The sequence below is a fragment of the Paenibacillus sp. JT22N7 genome (assembly GCF_059383875.1).
The window spans coordinates 148,013-165,301 of sequence record NZ_JBXENY010000009.1; the positions used below are offsets into that span (position 1 = coordinate 148,013).

General features: G+C 49.7%; 15 protein-coding genes. 2 read left to right on the forward strand and 13 right to left on the reverse strand.

The genetic code is table 11. The features are described 5' to 3' along the window. Window positions 1-80: 80 nt before the first annotated feature. The 4 genes from AC50Y5_RS23255 to AC50Y5_RS23270 all read right to left on the reverse strand — a co-directional run bounded on the left by AC50Y5_RS23255 (window position 81) and on the right by AC50Y5_RS23270 (window position 5,428). On the reverse strand, window positions 81-2,906 hold the full coding sequence (locus tag AC50Y5_RS23255) for an FtsK/SpoIIIE family DNA translocase (protein WP_494863937.1): 2,826 nt from the start codon (window positions 2,904-2,906) through the stop codon (window positions 81-83). A gap of 87 nt (window positions 2,907-2,993) precedes the next feature. Further along, window positions 2,994-3,212: a YlzJ-like family protein gene (locus tag AC50Y5_RS23260; RefSeq protein ID WP_473759297.1), complete on the reverse strand. Its 219-nt coding sequence runs from the start codon at window positions 3,210-3,212 to the stop codon at window positions 2,994-2,996. Further along, window positions 3,212-3,958: a ClpP family protease gene (locus AC50Y5_RS23265; protein WP_494863938.1), complete on the reverse strand. Its 747-nt coding sequence runs from the start codon at window positions 3,956-3,958 to the stop codon at window positions 3,212-3,214. The genes AC50Y5_RS23260 and AC50Y5_RS23265 overlap by 1 nt, the downstream gene beginning before the upstream one ends. A gap of 156 nt (window positions 3,959-4,114) precedes the next feature. Continuing rightward, window positions 4,115-5,428, reverse strand: coding sequence for a molybdopterin molybdotransferase MoeA (locus tag AC50Y5_RS23270; RefSeq protein ID WP_494863939.1), 1,314 nt, complete (start codon window positions 5,426-5,428; stop codon window positions 4,115-4,117). Between the two features lie 463 nt (window positions 5,429-5,891). Here AC50Y5_RS23270 and AC50Y5_RS23275 point away from each other — a divergent pair, with 463 nt between their 5' ends. Then, window positions 5,892-7,133: a nitrate/nitrite transporter gene (locus AC50Y5_RS23275; RefSeq protein ID WP_056038115.1), complete on the forward strand. Its 1,242-nt coding sequence runs from the start codon at window positions 5,892-5,894 to the stop codon at window positions 7,131-7,133. Window positions 7,134-7,215: 82 nt separating this feature from the next. On the opposite strand, the gene AC50Y5_RS23280 is transcribed toward AC50Y5_RS23275, so the two are convergent. Beyond that, window positions 7,216-8,895 carry a ribonuclease J gene (locus AC50Y5_RS23280; protein ID WP_056038118.1) on the reverse strand — a complete coding sequence of 560 codons (1,680 nt, stop codon included), beginning with the start codon at window positions 8,893-8,895 and terminating at the stop codon, window positions 7,216-7,218. Between the two features lie 127 nt (window positions 8,896-9,022). Here AC50Y5_RS23280 and AC50Y5_RS23285 point away from each other — a divergent pair, with 127 nt between their 5' ends. After that, the gene (locus AC50Y5_RS23285; protein WP_494863940.1) at window positions 9,023-9,343 is read left to right on the forward strand and encodes a hypothetical protein; all 321 of its coding nucleotides are present in this window, start codon (window positions 9,023-9,025) and stop codon (window positions 9,341-9,343) included. A gap of 53 nt (window positions 9,344-9,396) precedes the next feature. Here the strand turns inward: AC50Y5_RS23285 and dapA are convergent, their stop codons facing one another. The 8 genes from dapA to AC50Y5_RS23325 all read right to left on the reverse strand — a co-directional run bounded on the left by dapA (window position 9,397) and on the right by AC50Y5_RS23325 (window position 17,161). Beyond that, a complete protein-coding gene (gene dapA, locus AC50Y5_RS23290; protein WP_494863941.1) occupies window positions 9,397-10,287 on the reverse strand; it encodes a 4-hydroxy-tetrahydrodipicolinate synthase in 891 nt (296 codons plus the stop codon). Between the two features lie 182 nt (window positions 10,288-10,469). After that, window positions 10,470-11,681, reverse strand: a complete 1,212-nt coding sequence (gene dapG / locus AC50Y5_RS23295; RefSeq protein WP_494863942.1) for an aspartate kinase — start codon at window positions 11,679-11,681, stop codon at window positions 10,470-10,472. Window positions 11,682-11,748: 67 nt separating this feature from the next. After that, window positions 11,749-12,783: an aspartate-semialdehyde dehydrogenase gene (locus tag AC50Y5_RS23300; RefSeq protein WP_046230766.1), complete on the reverse strand. Its 1,035-nt coding sequence runs from the start codon at window positions 12,781-12,783 to the stop codon at window positions 11,749-11,751. A 47-nt stretch (window positions 12,784-12,830) separates the two neighbouring features. Continuing rightward, window positions 12,831-13,424 carry a dipicolinate synthase subunit B gene (locus AC50Y5_RS23305; RefSeq protein WP_046230765.1) on the reverse strand — a complete coding sequence of 198 codons (594 nt, stop codon included), beginning with the start codon at window positions 13,422-13,424 and terminating at the stop codon, window positions 12,831-12,833. Then, complete coding sequence (dpsA, locus tag AC50Y5_RS23310) at window positions 13,421-14,320, reverse strand: dipicolinate synthase subunit DpsA (protein WP_494863943.1); 900 nt, start codon at window positions 14,318-14,320, stop codon at window positions 13,421-13,423. The genes AC50Y5_RS23305 and dpsA overlap by 4 nt, the downstream gene beginning before the upstream one ends. A gap of 103 nt (window positions 14,321-14,423) precedes the next feature. Next, window positions 14,424-14,867 carry a dUTP diphosphatase gene (gene dut, locus AC50Y5_RS23315; protein WP_056038128.1) on the reverse strand — a complete coding sequence of 148 codons (444 nt, stop codon included), beginning with the start codon at window positions 14,865-14,867 and terminating at the stop codon, window positions 14,424-14,426. Next, entirely contained in the window at window positions 14,848-16,113 is a 1,266-nt protein-coding gene (locus AC50Y5_RS23320) for a M16 family metallopeptidase (RefSeq protein ID WP_494863944.1), read from the reverse strand. Before AC50Y5_RS23320 ends, dut begins: the two co-directional genes overlap by 20 nt. Before the next feature lie 43 nt (window positions 16,114-16,156). Continuing rightward, window positions 16,157-17,161, reverse strand: a complete 1,005-nt coding sequence (locus AC50Y5_RS23325; RefSeq protein ID WP_056038133.1) for a polysaccharide deacetylase family protein — start codon at window positions 17,159-17,161, stop codon at window positions 16,157-16,159. Window positions 17,162-17,289: the final 128 nt, after the last annotated feature.

Consider the following 17,289-nt stretch of genomic DNA (forward strand, 5'->3'; position numbering starts at 1 on the left):
TACGCTAATTAGCAGCGTTGCCTAAGTCTAGTATGAGAAATCAGTGCAGCTTCTATGCAAAATTTTTCGCTGCTGGCATTTTAAGAACTGATTCGTCCCGCTTCGAGCTGATCTATTGTAAGCAGCACCTCACGCGGCTTGCTGCCTTCGTATGGCCCCACGATATGACGGGCTTCCATCTCGTCAATAAGCCTTGCAGCCCTTGTGTAGCCAATACGCATGCGGCGTTGAAGCAAGGATACCGACGCCTGCTTTGCTTCGACGACGATCTGAACGGCCTGATCATACAGCTCGTCCATGACCTCGTCAGAGCTAGCCGTCTCCTCCTCAATTTCCGGTACAAGATCTTCTTTGTACTCCGCTTCTGCCTGTCCTCTGGCATAACCGACAAGCGCCTCTACTTCCTGATCGGAAAGGAATGCGCCCTGTACCCGCGTCGGCTTGGAGGTACCCATCGGCAAGTAAAGCATATCGCCGCGGCCGAGCAGCTTTTCCGCTCCGACCATGTCGAGTATCGTTCGCGAATCGACCTGTGAGGAAACGCCAAAAGCAATCCGCGATGGAATATTCGCTTTAATGACACCGGTAATGACGTCAACAGACGGACGCTGCGTTGCAATAATAAGATGAATGCCTGCCGCACGGGCCATTTGCGCGAGTCTGGCAATGGCATCCTCGACATCATTAGCCGCTACGATCATCAAATCGGCAAGCTCATCGACGATGACGACGATGTAAGGCAGAACCGCTTTCGGATTGTCTGCCATTAAAGTGTTATAGCCTTCAATATTTCGCGTTCCCGATTTGGAAAACAGCTCATAGCGTTTTTCCATCTCGACTACGATTTTCTTAAGCGCAAGCGATGCACGACGCGGATCGGTTACAACAGGCGCCAGCAAATGCGGGATACCGTTGTATACGTTTAGCTCCACCATTTTTGGATCGACCATGAGAAACTTCACTTCATCCGGCGTTGCTTTGTACAAAATACTAGTAATAATTCCGTTTATACAGACTGATTTACCGGAGCCCGTCGCTCCCGCTACAAGCAAATGGGGCATTTTCGCCAAATTGCCCACGATTGGCTTGCCCGCAATATCACGGCCGAAGGCAATCGACAGCTTGGAAGGAGAATCATAAAATTCCTTTGTTTCCATTACTTCGCGCATCGTAACAATCGATATTTCCATATTCGGCACTTCAATGCCGATGGCCGATCTGCCTGGAATAGGCGCTTCCATCCGAATATCCTTAGCTGCAAGCGCAAGTGCAATATCATCAGTCAAGCTGACAATTTTACTAACCTTCACGCCCGATGCCGGCTCAACCTCAAAACGGGTAACGGCTGGACCGATAACGGGATCAAGCACCTTCGCCTTCACGCCAAAGCTTTCAAGTGTGCGCTCCAGCTTAAGCTTCGCCTCCATGGAACTGGAGCCAATGCCGCCTCTAACCATATGGCTAGGCTTGGACAGCAAAGTAAACGGCGGTAAAACGTATGGCTTGACTAGCGGTACGTTTGATGCGGCTAGCGCCGGCTTGCTTTCGGCTGCTTGTTGGTTCGCTTCATGGCTGCCAGCGTTTGAGCCAGGAACAGCAGCAGCTTCCAAATGATCTTCTGCCACTCTCTCTCTATCCATTAAAGGCTCATCATATTCATCGTCACCTTGTTGAACAGCTTGCTCCCCAAATGCACCATTCGCTTGCTCATCTGCGTCATACTCCGAATCTTCTGTTTCATTTCCTTCTATATGTACCAGCTCTTGCTGCTCCTGCGTTACTTGCGGTCTCCATGGCTCTGACCATTCCTGTTCATCGGTTATGCCGGGGTGAGCGTACGGCTGGGCATCTTTAGCAGCCAAATTCTCCTGCTCACTAGGCCATAAGCTAGCGCTTGTCTCTGGCAGCGGAACTGCAGCAGCTGTTGATGAAGCAACTATGCTGGGCGCTGTTTGGGCAGCAAATTCATCCTGCTCATTGTCCCAGTCCTGATCCCAATCTTCCGCCCAATGCGGTACTGCCGCGCCCTCTTCGCCACGACCAGACTCACCGTGAAGCGGATCATCCTCCAGCTCCCATTCGTCATGGCTGGCGGCAGCCTTCGACTTATCGGATTGTCGCCAGGAGAAAAACAATGACTTTTTGTTTTTGACTGGACGTGGTGCAAAATCCTCTTCATCATCGTCAATCGTATTGTCCGAAGTAAGCACGGTGCTTGCTGACGTTACCACGCTTGCATTTCTAGATGATTGTGCTGCAGCCCGCTCGGCGGAATAATCCGACCATTTGGCTGCGAGCAGCTTGAGCATACGGACAAAGCGGGTACGCAGCGTCTTGAACAGCTCCACATACGACTTCCCCGTTATGAGCATAATGGAAATTGCGATCATGACAAGCATGAGCAACTGAGCTCCAATTTTCCCAAATAAGGTGAAAAGTACGGAATATTGCAGCGCTCCAACATAACCACCGCTAATAGCCTTGTCCTTAAGCGGGCGCAAATCCTGCGGATTGTAAGTAAGCAGCTCTCCCCTTAAGTCGCTGTCCAACTGATTCAAAATCACTTTGCCAGACAGCAGTGTCGTATCCCCAAGCTTGCGGTCGATTTCCGCAATGGAGCTCCACAGCGTAAAGGCAAGCACCAGCACAAGCATGCCTGTTTTCCGATTGGACCAGCCTTTCGGCCACATCCGTTTGACCATCACGACCAGCCCCACATATATGCCAATCAGTGCAATCACAAAATAAAATTTACCCAGAAAGAGGCCGAACAGTTTGGACAATGAACGTCCTACCGTCGCCTCTCCCGATAAAGCAATAATCGATACCGTAATGAGTAAAATACCGTAAACCTCATATTTCAAATTTGCTGCGAGCGATTTCTTGCCCCTTCTTTTCTTAGCCAACGTTCGTCACCCCCGGTAAAACATTATACCATAGGTGGACAAATGTTCCTATTCGTTCGATAGTCCCTTAAACGGCAAAATCCTTTATCAATATTTGACAACAGCTCCTGGCGAAAGCTGCGGATTTAAATAATCATCCAGCCCGCAATGAATGAGTCGAATGACTTTGCCCATCCCTGGCGCAATTGGCTCTACCTGCATATATACGCCATCCACCCAAACTTCGCGGCCCTGATTAATTTTCTCCTCCGCTTGCCAGCCCGCCAGCACTTCTTCCAGCGGAACAATCGTATATAGAACAGACATTAGTTAAACACCCCCGGCATTCCCGTCTGCCTGCGTTCCTCTACTAGCCGCTTAAGCTCCCGAAGCGCATCGCCAAGACCGCCTACCGCATCAATCAAGCCATGGCGAACCGCGTCTCCGCCAATGACTGTTGTTCCGATATCGCGTGTCAGCTCTCCTGTTTTAAACATCAATTCCTTGAAAGTCGCTTCCGACACTTTGGAGTGCATCGTAACGAAGCGAACGACGCGCTCCTGCATTTTATCCAAATACTCGAACGTTTGGGGAACGCCAATCACGGTGCCATTCAAGCGAATCGGATGTATGGTCATCGTTGCTGTCGCAGCAATGAAGGATAGGTTGCCCGCTACTGCTATCGGAACGCCGATCGAATGTCCGCCACCAAGTACGAGCGTAACTGTCGGCTTTGACAAAGAAGAAATCATTTCAGCAATAGCGAGCCCCGCTTCCACATCACCGCCAACTGTGTTGAGAACGATCAGCACACCTTCGATTTTTTGATTTTGCTCGGCTGCGACCAGCTGTGGAATCAAATGCTCATATTTTGTCGTTTTATTTTGCGGCGGCAGCACCATATGCCCTTCAATCTGTCCAATAATCGTCATGCAAAAAATATTGGATTCGGCCTGCGGAATGTTTACCTGGCCCAACTGCTGCAAAGCGTCAAGCGCCCCAGCCGCCTTTTTCTTCTCTTCGTCATACGGCTCAGGTTGTTCTCCTGTTAAACTCATTGAATACGGCCACATCGGCGAATTCCCCCTCTTGAACAAGGCTAATACCGTTTTGGCTGAACCTACGGCTCGTCATAGTATGGGAATGTCGCGTTTATTTATGCCCCTGCTCCTGCAAAACGTCACTTTACGGCCGAATTATTGTAAAATCGCCAACATGGCAAACGCTCGTTAAGTCAAACTAAGAAATGCGGCCTGCCTTCCTGCCTGAAGGCCTTCACTAGGAATCGCTGCCAATGCATTTGCCCCGGCAAAAGCAGCAATATTTCCCGATTTATCGTTCGGCAGCGGCCTAACCCGCCATTCCCCCTCCTCCATCCACACAAATGCGCGAATATAACGGGGATACGGCGAAGGCTTATCCACATCGTCCATTAATATGGCTTGCTTCCACCCCGCCTCACTTCCATCAAGCCCCATCCCATGTTTTACGATTGGCTTCACCAACAGCACAAGCCCTGTGTAACATGCTCCAGGATTGCCAGACAAGCTGATCAGCAGCTTGCCTTGATTTATAAATGCTGATGAATGCGGCCCAGGACGCATCATCACTTTCGTGAACAAAGGCTCAAAACCAAGGCAGTCTGCCGCATGAGCAACGCAATCGTAATCACCTACCGAAATGCCTCCAGTTGTAATAACCAAATCCGCCTGCTCCGCAGCTAGCTTAATCGCCTTAGCAATTAATTCGGCATCATCCTTAATGGGCAAGGAACGAATAACCGATGCTCCCTGCTCCTGTAGAAAGGCTTCCACGGCGAAGCCATTGGCATCATAGATCCGATTAGGCTGCAAGGGCTGGCCTGGAAGCAGCAGCTCATCTCCAATAGGAAGGATTGCAACTATCGGCCGAGCGACTACAGAAGCGTGTTCCTGTCCAAAAGAGGCGAGAATGGCGATTTCCTTCGAACCAAGTATGGTGCCTTTTTTAATGACGAGGCTGTTTTCAGCTATATCTTCGCCTGCTTCGGCAATATTTTTTCCCAGCTGCACGGGCTGATTGATTTGAATTTGCGACATGCCCAGCGCTAAGGCATCCGATTGCTGTCCATGCAGGCTCGGTTGCGACTGAATCTCCTCCTGCCTAATCACAGCATCAAAACCACCGGGTACAGGGGCTCCAGTAAAGATACGTACTGCCGTCAGCTGTTCATTAATGAGAGGACGGCTGCCAAAGCCCGTATGCCAAGCTATTTCTCCCGCCCCCGCCTGCACCTCGCCAGTTACAATAAGCCGAATCGGGTTGCCAGGTGAAGCCGTCTGCGTAAAAGCAGCATGGAGCGCATATCCATCCATCGCTGCTCGACGAAAAGGCGGCATTGGAAAAGGGGAGTAAAAATCCTCGGCAAGCACTCGCTGAGCAGCTTTCTGTAAAAGCACTTGCTCCACCTTTCCCGGCAGCGTATGTTCGAGTAAACAGCGAACCGCTTCGTCAACGCTAAAACCTTTTTTTATATCAACACGATCTACACGGGCAACTGCCATGCTCGACTCCTCCTTCTTATAGCTGAAAATAAGCATAAAAGCCCGTTCCCTGTCTGCAGGGAGCGGGCTTCATTGCCGGTGGGCGGCGGCACACCATTGTGCGGCCTTTTATGTGGATTATGATGAGCATAAAAGAATTCGACATTCATGTCAATATATATGACGCAAATTAAGCGTATAGAGAAAAATTAAGTTTTGTGTAATATTTGTTGACATGAATTAGTCGATATTCTATAATTCAGCTTGAGTTCACAATGAGGTGAGCAACTATCGTCCGCACAGAGTCGTGCTGGCGTTCGGCAATGAGGCCGCAATCCGTCCGAGCTTTAGCTTGGGGCAGACTGCGGCCTTTTCTTCATATGACAGCTGGAATTGCGGTGCGCCATGCACCCCGGGAATGCGAAAACCGCCATCACCCATGCTGACTGAGCACGTGAAAATCAATCATAGAGGAGATAGAGACATGTTAGATAAAAAAGCGTTTTGGAAAAGTGGACATAAACCATCCTTGTTCAGTTCTTTCTTGTATTTCGATATCAGCTTTATGATTTGGATTTTGATGGGGCCGCTCATTGTCGTCATCGCCAGCGATTATCCGATGGATGCTGCACAAAAAGCGAAGCTTGTAGCGCTCCCGATTTTGGGCGGCTCGGTGCTCCGGCTCGTGCTTGGTTTCATGACAGACCATATCGGTCCAAAAAGAACAGGCCAAATCGGCATGCTCGTCACTATGATTCCGCTTATTTGGGGCTGGAAATTCGTTGACTCGTTAACTGAGCTCCACTTTGTCGCTTTATTGCTCGGTGTAGCTGGAGCATCTTTTGCAGCAGCGCTTCCGCTCGCCAGCAGATGGTATCCGCCACAATATCAAGGACTTGCGATGGGTATTGCTGGAGCCGGAAACAGCGGTACGGTTTTGACAACGCTTTTTGCGAACAGGCTGGCACAGCATTTTGGCGGCTGGGAAGCCGTATTTGGACTTGCCCTCATCCCTATTGCAGTCGTATTTGTAATATTCACGATTTTTGCAAAAGAAAGTCCGAATCAGCCTGCTCCTAAAAAACTTTCCGAATATGCGCAGGTTCTTAAGCAAAAGGACGCTTGGCTATTCTGTCTTTTATACAGTGTAACGTTTGGCGGCTTCGTTGGCATGTCGAACTATTTGACGATTTTCTTCAATACGCAGTATGGACTTTCCGCCATACAGGCGGCAGATTTTACAACGATTTGTGTCATTGCCGGAAGCTTCTTTCGACCAGTAGGCGGCTGGCTCTCTGATAAGCTGGGGGGTATTCGCGTCCTGATGTCGCTGTATGTTGGAGCTGGTGTTATGCTAGCTTCCATCTCCCTGCTGCCTCCACTCTATGTAGTAAGTACCTTGTTGTTCCTTGGCATGATGTGTCTCGGCGCAGGCAATGGCGCTGTATTCCAGCTCGTACCGCAGCGCTTTGGTAAAGAGATTGGCATAATGACCGGCATCGTTGGCGCAGCAGGCGGTGTTGGCGGTTATTTCCTCCCCCTTATTCTCGGCAGCCTTTATCAATCGACGGGCTCCTACACGCCAGGCTTCCTCATTCTCAGCAGTATCGCCCTGCTCAGCATGCTCATGCTCGCGTTCATTCAAAAGGAATGGAAGCGTACCTGGATTGGCAGCGGCGGCAAGGCTAAAATCGACAGCAGCGCTACTATAGCAGCAAAATCCTAATCTGCTGCTCTGTTTCAACGATAAAAAGGAGTGGCGAACGTTCCGGCTATCCGGGCGTCCCTCACTCCTTTTTATTTTTAAACTACACTTCCATAATAATCGGCAAAATCATTGGCCGACGACGCGTTTTCTCATAGAGGAAACGTCCCAGTGCATCCTTGACATTCGTTTTTAGCGAAGCCCATTCGTTCACTTTATCGTTCATCAGCTTCAGCAGCGTAGCAGACACAATTTTGTTCGCTTCATCGAGCAGACCTTCCGATTCACGTACATAAACGAAGCCGCGCGAAATAATATCAGGTCCAGACACAATGGTGCCCTCCTGCTTCCGCAGCGTCACTACAACGACGAGAATGCCATCCTGAGACAACAGCTTGCGATCCCGCAGCACAATATTGCCGACATCGCCAACGCCAAGACCATCAATCAGCACATTGCCTGCTGGAACCTTCGAGCCTCTGCGCGCCTTGCCCCCCTGCACCTCTACTGTGTCGCCATTTTCCATAACGAAAATATTGGATTTCTCAATGCCAACCGCCTCGGCCAGCAAAGCATGCTGCCGCAGCATCCGATATTCACCATGAATGGGAATAAAATATTTGGGCTTAATCAGATTAAGCATCAGCTTCAGCTCTTCCTGGCTGCCGTGACCAGAAACGTGGACTCCAGATACCGAGCCTGGACCATAGATGACGTTCGCTCCAAGACGGAACAACTCGTCCACTGTCCGCCCTACATACCGCTCATTACCTGGAATGGGCGTCGCTGCAATAATGACCGTATCTCCCGGCAAAATATCGACTTTACGATGCGTCGAGCGCGCCATGCGTGTCAAAGCTGACATGGGCTCTCCTTGACTGCCGGTACATAAAATAACGACGCGATCCGCGGCCAGCTTATTCACGGCTTCCGGTTCAACAATCATGCCGTCTGGAATGTTCAAATAACCTAACTCTCCAGCGATTCCGACCACATTGACCATGCTGCGTCCTACTACAGCAATATAACGATCCGTAGCAATAGCTGCGTTGATGACCTGCTGGATACGGTGAACGTTGGAAGCAAACGTTGCAACTACGACACGCTGCGGCGATTTGCGGAATATATCTTTGAGCTCTTCCCCTACATTTTTCTCTGAAGGCGTATAGCCTGGACGCTCCGCATTCGTGCTGTCAGACAGCAGAGCAAGCACGCCCTTTTGCCCGATTTCCGCCATCCGCTTAATGTCAGCATATTGCTCATTGACTGGTGTATGGTCAAACTTGAAGTCGCCTGTGTGCACGACGACACCTTCTGGCGTCTCCAAGCACACGCCTACGGAGTCAGGAATGCTGTGGTTCGTTTTAAAAAAGGATACATGGATGCTGCCCAGCTCTATCTCCGAATCCGCATTAATCAGTATTCGCTTCGTTTCGCCCAGCAGCCCTGCTTCCTTCAGCTTGCCTTCAATCAGTCCCAGCGTAAGCTTCGTGGCATATACCGGAACGTTAAGACTGCGAAGCATATAGGAAAGCCCGCCGATATGATCCTCATGTCCATGCGTTATGACAATACCGCGCACCTTCTCGCGATTTTCCTTCAAATACGAAATGTCCGGAATAACTATATCTATGCCGAGCATATCCTCTTCCGGAAACTTAAGCCCCGCATCTACAATTACAATATCATTGTCATATTGAATGACGTACATGTTTTTACCAATTTCACCAATACCGCCTAATGCAAAAATCAACAGTTTATCCTGCACATTTTTTTTGGACAATGACTATCCCTCCTTTTTCCAACCTGATGAGGTCATGTTTTTTTCCTGTTAAACAAGAAGGAAGCTGCTCCATTCTTAGCTTAATTTGCAAATCATTTCCGCACCCGATCACTTGAACTTATTATACATGATGAAAAAGATCGAATACAAGGCTGAGGGGCTGGGTGCGGGAAAAGAATGGGTGAGGTTGGGGCGCTGCGGGAAAGGTTTGGGGGTCGATCGCCATTCCCCTGTGATTTCTCCAATCTGTAAAAGCTTTAGCGGTAAAAATCACAAGGAAAAAGCGAACGCTCGCGCTTCTCACTCCCAAACCTTTCCCTCCGCTTCTTCCTCTTCACCCATTGCTTTTAAAACCGCTTATTGCCCGCATCACCGGCTGTATATGAAAAATAGGGAGTACAAATGTAATAGGAATAACATGAAAGTTCATGTTGGAAAAATAAAGTGAATAAAAAAAGCTGGTGCCTAGGCACCAGCTTAATGATTTATGAAGAGCTTGAATTAAAATGCGGTTGATGAATCGACGAGGTTTTGCAAAAATTCAGCTTCCGATTCGGTAACGCCTACCAATGGAAGTCTAACTCCGCCAACCGGGAAGCCGCTCAGTCCCATTACATGCTTCAGAGCAACCGGGTTCGGTACCGGATTCGGACATTCGAACAAGCCCTTGAATACCGGGAAGCATTCAGCGTTTAGCTTGGCCGCCAAAGCAACGTCTCCACTCACATAAGCATCGATAAGCTGCTTCATTTTTTTGCCGATAACATGGCTAGCTACACTGATAATGCCATAACCGCCTACTGCTAAAGTCGGGAGCGTTGCCGCATCGTCGCCACTGTAAACCTTAAAGCCCTCTGGAGCGCCTGCTACAAGCTGAATAATCTGTTCCGATGACGCACAATCTTTTGTAGCTACAATGTTGCTAATCGCCGCTAGGCGCAGCGTCGTTTCAACCGAAATATTCACGACTGTACGGCCCGGAACGTTGTACAATACAACCGGAAGCTTCGTCGAATCTGCAATCGCTTTAAAATGCTGATAAAGGCCTTCCTGGCTTGGCTTGTTGTAATAAGGAGCAACAAGCAGCACCCCGTCAACTCCACACGCCTCTGCCACCTTTGTCAAATGGATGGAATGTGCCGTATCATTGCTGCCTGTGCCTGCGATAATTTTAGCCCGTCCAGCAGCGCGCTCTACCGAAAAACGAAATAGCGCTTCTTTCTCCGCATCCGTAAGTGTAGGAGATTCCCCCGTCGTACCGGATACAACAAGACTCTCGCTAAGCTGCTCTTCAATTAAGTAATCGATTAATCGCCCAGTCGCATCCCAATCAATTTCGCCAGCGGCATCGAATGGGGTGACCATCGCCGTAACTAACCTTCCATATTCCATTTTGACTCCTCCTTAAAGTTTTGCGGAGCAAAACTTACTTCGTAAGCATAATCTTAAAGTTTTGCGGAGCAAAACTTACTTCGTAAGCTATCTACATTCAAGTTTCGCAAAGCAAAAGCTTCTTCGCAAGCTCAGGCCCAAAGCTTTGCTTCGCAAAACAGGTCTATTGCCTGTGTTTCCTGCTACAAATGAAGCTCGAACTTGGCATGAAGCGCACGCAGCGCAGATGCCATATCCGCATCTTTAACCAGTACCCAAATGGTCGTATTGGAGTCCGCCGCCTGCATTATAGCAATTCCCTGCAGTGTAAGGGCTTCTACAATACGGGCCATAATGCCTGGAACACCGTTCATGCCGCCGCCAATGACAGATACCTTTGCACAGCCGCTAATCGCGGTCGGTGCATAACCGCAGTCCGTCAGTACGGCTACAGCCTTAGCTGCATCGTAGTCAAATACGGTGTAGACGACTCCGCTTGGCGTCACATTTATAAAATCTACGCTAATATGATGACGGGCCATCGTTTGAAAAACTTGCAGCTGGACGTCCGCCTTGCCTTCTACCGTCTGCACCGAAATTTGAGTAATGCCCGCTACATGCGCAATGCCTGTTACATGACGGTCACTTACCATTCCGGTAGCATGGAGCGGGCTATCCGTTACTAACGTTCCTTCATCGAGCGAAAAGGTCGAGCGCACACGAATCGGTATTCTGGCTTGCTGGGCAATTTCAACAGCACGCGGGTGAATGACCTTAGCCCCTTGACGAGCCATATTGCAAATTTCTGCATAGCTGACGACAAGAAGCGGTTTTGCATCTTTCACAATTCGCGGATCAGCTGTCAAAATTCCGTTAACATCGGTATAAATATCTACTCGCTCTGCACGCAGCGAAGCGCCAAGTGCAGTCGCCGACGTATCGCTCCCGCCGCGGCCGAGCGTAGTCAGCTCCCCACTTTCGGTACCGCCTTGAAAACCGGTAACGATAACGACTTTATTTTCACCAAGATTCGTTAAAAGCTGCTCCGGACGCAAGTCGGCAATTCTCGCTTGGCCGAAATGCCCGTCCGTTATAATGCCTGCCTGATAGCCGCTTAAAATAGTAGTGGGAATGCCCTTTGAACAAAGCAAGCTGCATAAGACCGCGGCAGAAATCATCTCACCACAGCCCAGCAGCATATCCCGCTCACGCAGCGGAAGCGAGTCACCATTGCTTCGTACTAAATCAAGCAGCGTATCCGTAGCATAAGGGTCGCCTAGGCGACCCATAGCCGAAACGACAACGACGAGCTGAAAACCATTTTCGCGTTCACGCTTAATATGCTCCAAACAATGATTTCTGGCAAAATCGGATGATACCGAGGTTCCTCCAAACTTCATAACGAGAGTTCGCATAAGCCTCTTCCCCCATCACCGAAAGGCAAGATGCCGCCAGCTATCAAGTCCTTACACCGTTTATTCGTTAAGCCTGTGCGATGTGCTCGGCGATTTGAACCGCATTCCATGCGGCCCCTTTAAGCAGGTTATCCGATACGATCCATAGGTTAAGCCCATTTTCATGGCCAAGATCGCGTCTCAAACGTCCGACAAATACTTCCGGCTTGCCGGCTGCTTCCGTTGCGAGCGGGTAAAGCTGATTCGCCGGATCATCAACCAGCACGACACCCGGGGCGTCAGACAACAGCTGCTTGACATCTTCCAAATCGTAGTTATTTTTCAGCTCAACAAAAACCGATTCCGAATGGCCGTAAACGACTGGAATACGTACGCAAGTAGCAGTAACCTCAATGGTCTGGTCATCCAAAATTTTCTTCGTTTCATTGACCATCTTCATCTCTTCAAGCGTGTAGCCGTTTTCTTGGAACTTGTCGATTTGCGGAATCGCATTAAAGGCGATTTGATGCTTCACAGGCAGCGAGCCTACTGGCAAAATAGCCGGATTGACCGCTTCGCCGTCAAGGGATGCACGCGTCTGGCGCAGCATTTCCTCAATGGCTTTCGCACCTGCTCCAGATACTGCTTGATAAGTCGATACGATAATGCGGTTAATGCCGTATTTGTCTTGAAGCGGCTTAAGCGCAGCTACCATCTGAATTGTCGAACAGTTCGGATTCGCAATAATACCTTTATGCTCGCTTACCTTGTCAATATTCACTTCAGGCACAACAAGCGGCGTATTTGGGTCCATACGGTAAGCGTTCGTATTGTCAATACATACCGTTCCATATTCAACTGCATGCGGCGCGAGCGCCTTCGTAACGTCTCCACCAGCGCTGAATAATGCTATATCAATGCCCTTAAAGCTTTCCGGCTTCGCTTCCTCCACCGTCACTTCCTGGCCTTTGAATGTGATTTTCGTACCAGCAGACCTCGCTGAAGACAGAAGCTTCAGTTCCTTAATAGGGAAGTTTCTCTTATCGAGCAAGTTTAGTATTTGTTCCCCTACTGCGCCTGTTGCGCCAACTACTGCAACGTTAAACAATTTTTGATTTGACATTTGCCGTAATGCTCCCCTCGGTCTTATAAAAACTCAGAATAAAAAACTTAATAATTAAAACGCTCAATAATGAGCGGTTGTAACTGTTTGCCTTGCAGCGCCGCCTCGCATGTTTCCAGTGCCAAATCCATTCTCGCTACGAGCGAATTGGGCTTCTGTACCGGATTATCTTGGCCGAACGGCACAAAATAAATATTTTTCGTTACGATCAGCTTCGCAATATTCGCCAAATTAAGGCCAAGGCCATCATTCGTAGAAATTGCAATGACGATTGGCCTTCCATTTCGCATTTGCGATTTGGATGCCATGAGCACCGCACTGTCAGTCTGCGCATTAGCCAGCCTGCTTGTTGTATTGCCCGTGCATGGAGCAATGAGCAGCACATCAATAAGCTTGGATGGGCCAAGCGGCTCCGCTTGCACGATCGTCGAAATAATTTCATTGCCAGTTATCGCTTTGAGCTGTGTCTGCCACTGCTCCGACGTTCCGAATCTCGTATCCGTCGTCATAATCGTCTGCGATACTATAGGTACTACGTTCGCGCCTGCGTCTACAAACCGCTGGATTTGCGGCATAACCTCGGCAAACGTGCAGTGAGACCCTGACAATGCATACCCTACCGTAAGTCCGGACCAATTCATTCCCCATTCCCCCGATTTATCAAGTCGTCCATAATCAATTGTGTTAAACAATCGGCTATGATTCGTCCAGCAGTTCTGGGTGCGACGATACCGGGGAGTCCGGGCGCGAGCATCGCCTTAATAGCCCGTTTCTCAGCAAAGCGGAAATCAGTTCCGCCAGGCTTCGAAGCCAGATCAATAATGACGCTTCGCGAAGGAAGATTTGCTATAATTTGCGCTGTGACTATCATAGTCGGAATTGTGTTAAAAAGCAAGTCAATATTGCCCGTATATTGCCGCAAATTGCTGGTGTAGAAAGGCTCGAAGCCCATTTCGAGCGCTCTTGCAAAATGCTCTCCCTTGCGTACTCCGACAAGCACATTCGCCCCTAAGCCCTTTAACGTCCGCGCCAATGTGAACCCCGTTCTTCCGAACCCGAGCACCATGCAGGTGGAGCCATGAATCGTAATATCGGTATGTTGAATCGCCATCATTACCGCACCTTCAGCTGTCGGAATGGAGTTGTAAATTGCGACATCGTCGCGCTCAAATAACTCTACCAATTCCAGCTGATGCTGCTTGCAAAGGTCGCTTAAATATGGTTTTGCCATACCAGCGTATACTTTGCAGTGCTTAGGCAAGCGTGCCATATGGCGCTCTTCCAGCCTGATCTTGCTATCGCTGAATACAGCGCTGATGACGCCCTGGTCATCGGTTCCGACGGCAGGCAGTACTAGTGCGTCAACCCCGTCAAACAGCCGTTCATTATATTCAGCCTGAACCGCTCCCTCTGGCGTCAACTGCAGGCCGTCAAAGCCCGTTATGACTACGGTCGCATCCAGCTCCGCCAGTTTGCGGATCACCTCAAGCTGCCTGGCGTCGCCGCCGATAAGCAGCACTTGAACGCCTGTTAGCATCGGCTTCACTCCTCTCTTGCGCATGTAGATATAGACTATCTTATGCCTGGGCCTAGAATGGGTGAAAAAAAAGACCGGAGCATCTGCTCCGGTCTTCTAATCCTTAAACGCCAGTATGTCCGAACCCGCCGCTGCCACGCACGGTATCCGGCAATTCGGATGTCTCTTCAATGGTGACAACCGGAACTTGCTGGAACACCATTTGGGCGATGCGCTCGCCGCGTGCAATCGTGAACGGCTCCTGCCCCAAATTGACGAGCAGCACCTTCACTTCGCCGCGGTAATCGGCGTCGATCGTTCCTGGGGAGTTCAAGCATGTAATGCCATGCTTGTAAGCCAGGCCGCTGCGCGGGCGGATTTGCGCCTCCAGCTCGGCTGGCATAGCCATGGCAAAGCCTGTAGGAATAAGCTTTCGCTCTCCCGGTGCCAGCTCAACAGGCTCTGATACAGCGGCCTGCAGGTCGAAGCCTGCAGCCCATTCGGACATTTTGCAAGGAAGCTTGATGTCTTCGTTGCCCTCTACTCTTTTAAACAGTACGCGATACAAAACGATCCCTCCCAAGTTTAGATGCAGCCCTTTCACTCGAACCTACCATCGCCACCGCAAAAGGTGCTGCAAGCAAACGCTCTGTTACGCTCCTCACATCTTCCATCTTCACGGAATCAATGCGCTCAAGCAGCTCATCGAGCGTGTAATGCCGGCCCAGCATCAGCTCATTTTTCCCAAGACGGGTCATTCGGCTGCTCGTGCTCTCCAGACTGAGAATCAGGCTGCCCTTCAACTGCTCTTTGCCGCGATGAAGCTCAGCATCCTCAAGCCCCTTGGAAGCAAGCTCCTCTAACTGCTCCATCGTCAAATCAAGCACTTCCTTCGTTTGCTTAGGCGCCGTACCCGCATACAAGGTGAACAGGCCGCTGTCCGCATAAGAGGAGTGATAGGAATAAACCGAATAAGCAAGACCGCGTTTTTCGCGAATTTCTTGGAACAGGCGCGAGCTCATGCCGCCGCCAAGCGCATTATTGAGCAGTACCATCGCATAAAGCTTCTCATCGGAAATCGAACAGCCCTGAAAGGACAGGCAAAGATGATTTTGCTCGGTTTTCTTTTTATAGAAAATATAATCGCCGCGGAAATCCGGCGCCTCCACCAGCTGCGATGTACCTTTACGGTCAAACTTGCCAAAGTACTTCTCCAGCAGCTCCAGCAGCTTGCCCTCTTCCACATTGCCGGCGACACTGACGACGGTGTTGTCAATCGTGTAATAATCGTTCATATACGCGCGCAGTGTATCAGGCGTCATTTCGGCAAGACGCTCCTCTAGGCCCAGAATCGAATAAGCGAGAGGGTGATCGCCATAAGCGGCACGCGAAGCTTCATCATGCACCTTGTCATCTGGCGTATCCTCATACATCGAAATTTCTTCTAAAATAACATTCCGCTCTTTCGCCAAATCCGCCAAATCCAGCTTGGAATTGAAAAACATGTCCGAAAGCGCATCAACAGCGAGCGGCAAATGCTCATCCAGCACCTTGGCGTAATAGCAGGTATACTCTTTGGAGGTAAATGCATTTACATTGCCCCCAATACCATCGAACAGATCGGCAATATCTTTAGCCGTCCGCTGATCTGTCCCCTTGAAAAGCATATGTTCGATAAAATGGGAGATCCCGTTATTTTCAGGCGTCTCATTGCGGGAGCCTGTTTTGACCCAAATGCCAAATGAAACCGAACGGCAGGTTGGGATATATTCAACTACGACTCTTAAACCGTTGCTAAGCGTATATTTTTTCACGTAGGGTCCTCCTGTAAGCATGAATGTTAACACTATATCAAAATTATGGTTGCGGCTCAACAGCAGCAGGTATCCGCGCCTCCGAAAGCGTCTCGCTAACGGGGCCAAGCGCATAGCCCTGGCGTTTAATTTCACGAATCATTCCGGTTAAAGCATCGCGCGAGGACGCTGTCGGGTGCATCAGAATAAGTGCGCCTGGCTCCAGCCGCGACGAAATGCGCCGAATGATCCAGTCTGCTCCCGGCTTGGTCCAATCGACCGTATCGATTGTCCATAACACCGTGCGAAGCCTCTGCTCCGCCGCCACCTGTACCGTCATTTGGTTAAAATCGCCCGAAGGCGGGGCAAACCACTTATTCGTCACGCCAAGCGTCGATTTGAGCAATTCCTCCGTACGGGAAATTTGCAAATAAGCATCATTTCGGCTGAGCTCGCTCATCTTCGGATGCGTATACGCATGATTGGACATTTCATGCCCTTCCGCTTGAATTTGCTTGGCGATTTCCGGATATTTCTTCAGCCACGAGCCATCTAGAAAAAAAGTTGCCTTTACCTCTTCCTTGTTCAAGGTTTCAAGGATCGGCGTTATGTATTCATTGCCCCACGCAACATTAATCATTAGCGATACCATTTTTTTGTTTGGATTGCCTTTGTATACCGGAAGCGGCCCTAAATCCGCAAGCTTAATACGAGGAGGCGTCTCCTTGTATACATATAAAATCGGCGAAAGGGAGCCCGATGCAATCGTCTTCTCCACCGTGGCGTCGACATCCACCTCCAGCCCATTGTAGCCGGGAATAGCCTTCCATACGCGGTCAATCCGGGCATCGATAGGCTTAATGGAGCGGCTCTCGGCTTCGGCTACGACAGCAGCGCGCAGCTTTGCTTTATTTTCATCCAAAACCGACTCTTGCAGCTGCGTCATCATGCCTTTTTCCTGTTTAATTGCGCTGATATAGTCCGCCGTACCTCCTCCATTCGCCCGAATGAACACCACCATAATCAGCATACAGCCTATGGCTGCCCCTATTTTTCTCAGCACCTTCATTCACCCCGTCCCTCATTGCTCCATATGTATGAATATTGGGACGAGATTATGTTAGGGAGATAATGGTTGCCTTATATAAGCAGGGGATTTTTGACGGCAAAATAAAAAGAGACAGATGGAATCTGGCT

Bases quoted from the DNA above. Each gene is read 5' to 3' on its own strand.
- AC50Y5_RS23260 (WP_473759297.1), bottom strand. From the start codon at position 3,212: ATGTCTGTTCTATATACGATTGTTCCGCTGGAAGAAGTGCTGGCGGGC.
- AC50Y5_RS23275 (WP_056038115.1), top strand. From the start codon at position 5,892: ATGTTAGATAAAAAAGCGTTTTGGAAAAGTGGACATAAACCATCCTTG.
- AC50Y5_RS23325 (WP_056038133.1), bottom strand. From the start codon at position 17,161: ATGAAGGTGCTGAGAAAAATAGGGGCAGCCATAGGCTGTATGCTGATT.
- AC50Y5_RS23305 (WP_046230765.1), bottom strand. From the start codon at position 13,424: ATGAATTGGTCCGGACTTACGGTAGGGTATGCATTGTCAGGGTCTCAC.
- AC50Y5_RS23300 (WP_046230766.1), bottom strand. From the start codon at position 12,783: ATGTCAAATCAAAAATTGTTTAACGTTGCAGTAGTTGGCGCAACAGGC.
- dapA (WP_494863941.1), bottom strand. From the start codon at position 10,287: ATGGAATATGGAAGGTTAGTTACGGCGATGGTCACCCCATTCGATGCC.
- AC50Y5_RS23285 (WP_494863940.1), top strand. From the start codon at position 9,023: ATGATGAAAAAGATCGAATACAAGGCTGAGGGGCTGGGTGCGGGAAAA.
- AC50Y5_RS23270 (WP_494863939.1), bottom strand. From the start codon at position 5,428: ATGGCAGTTGCCCGTGTAGATCGTGTTGATATAAAAAAAGGTTTTAGC.
- dapG (WP_494863942.1), bottom strand. From the start codon at position 11,681: ATGCGAACTCTCGTTATGAAGTTTGGAGGAACCTCGGTATCATCCGAT.
- AC50Y5_RS23265 (WP_494863938.1), bottom strand. From the start codon at position 3,958: ATGTGGCCGTATTCAATGAGTTTAACAGGAGAACAACCTGAGCCGTAT.
- dpsA (WP_494863943.1), bottom strand. From the start codon at position 14,320: ATGCTAACAGGCGTTCAAGTGCTGCTTATCGGCGGCGACGCCAGGCAG.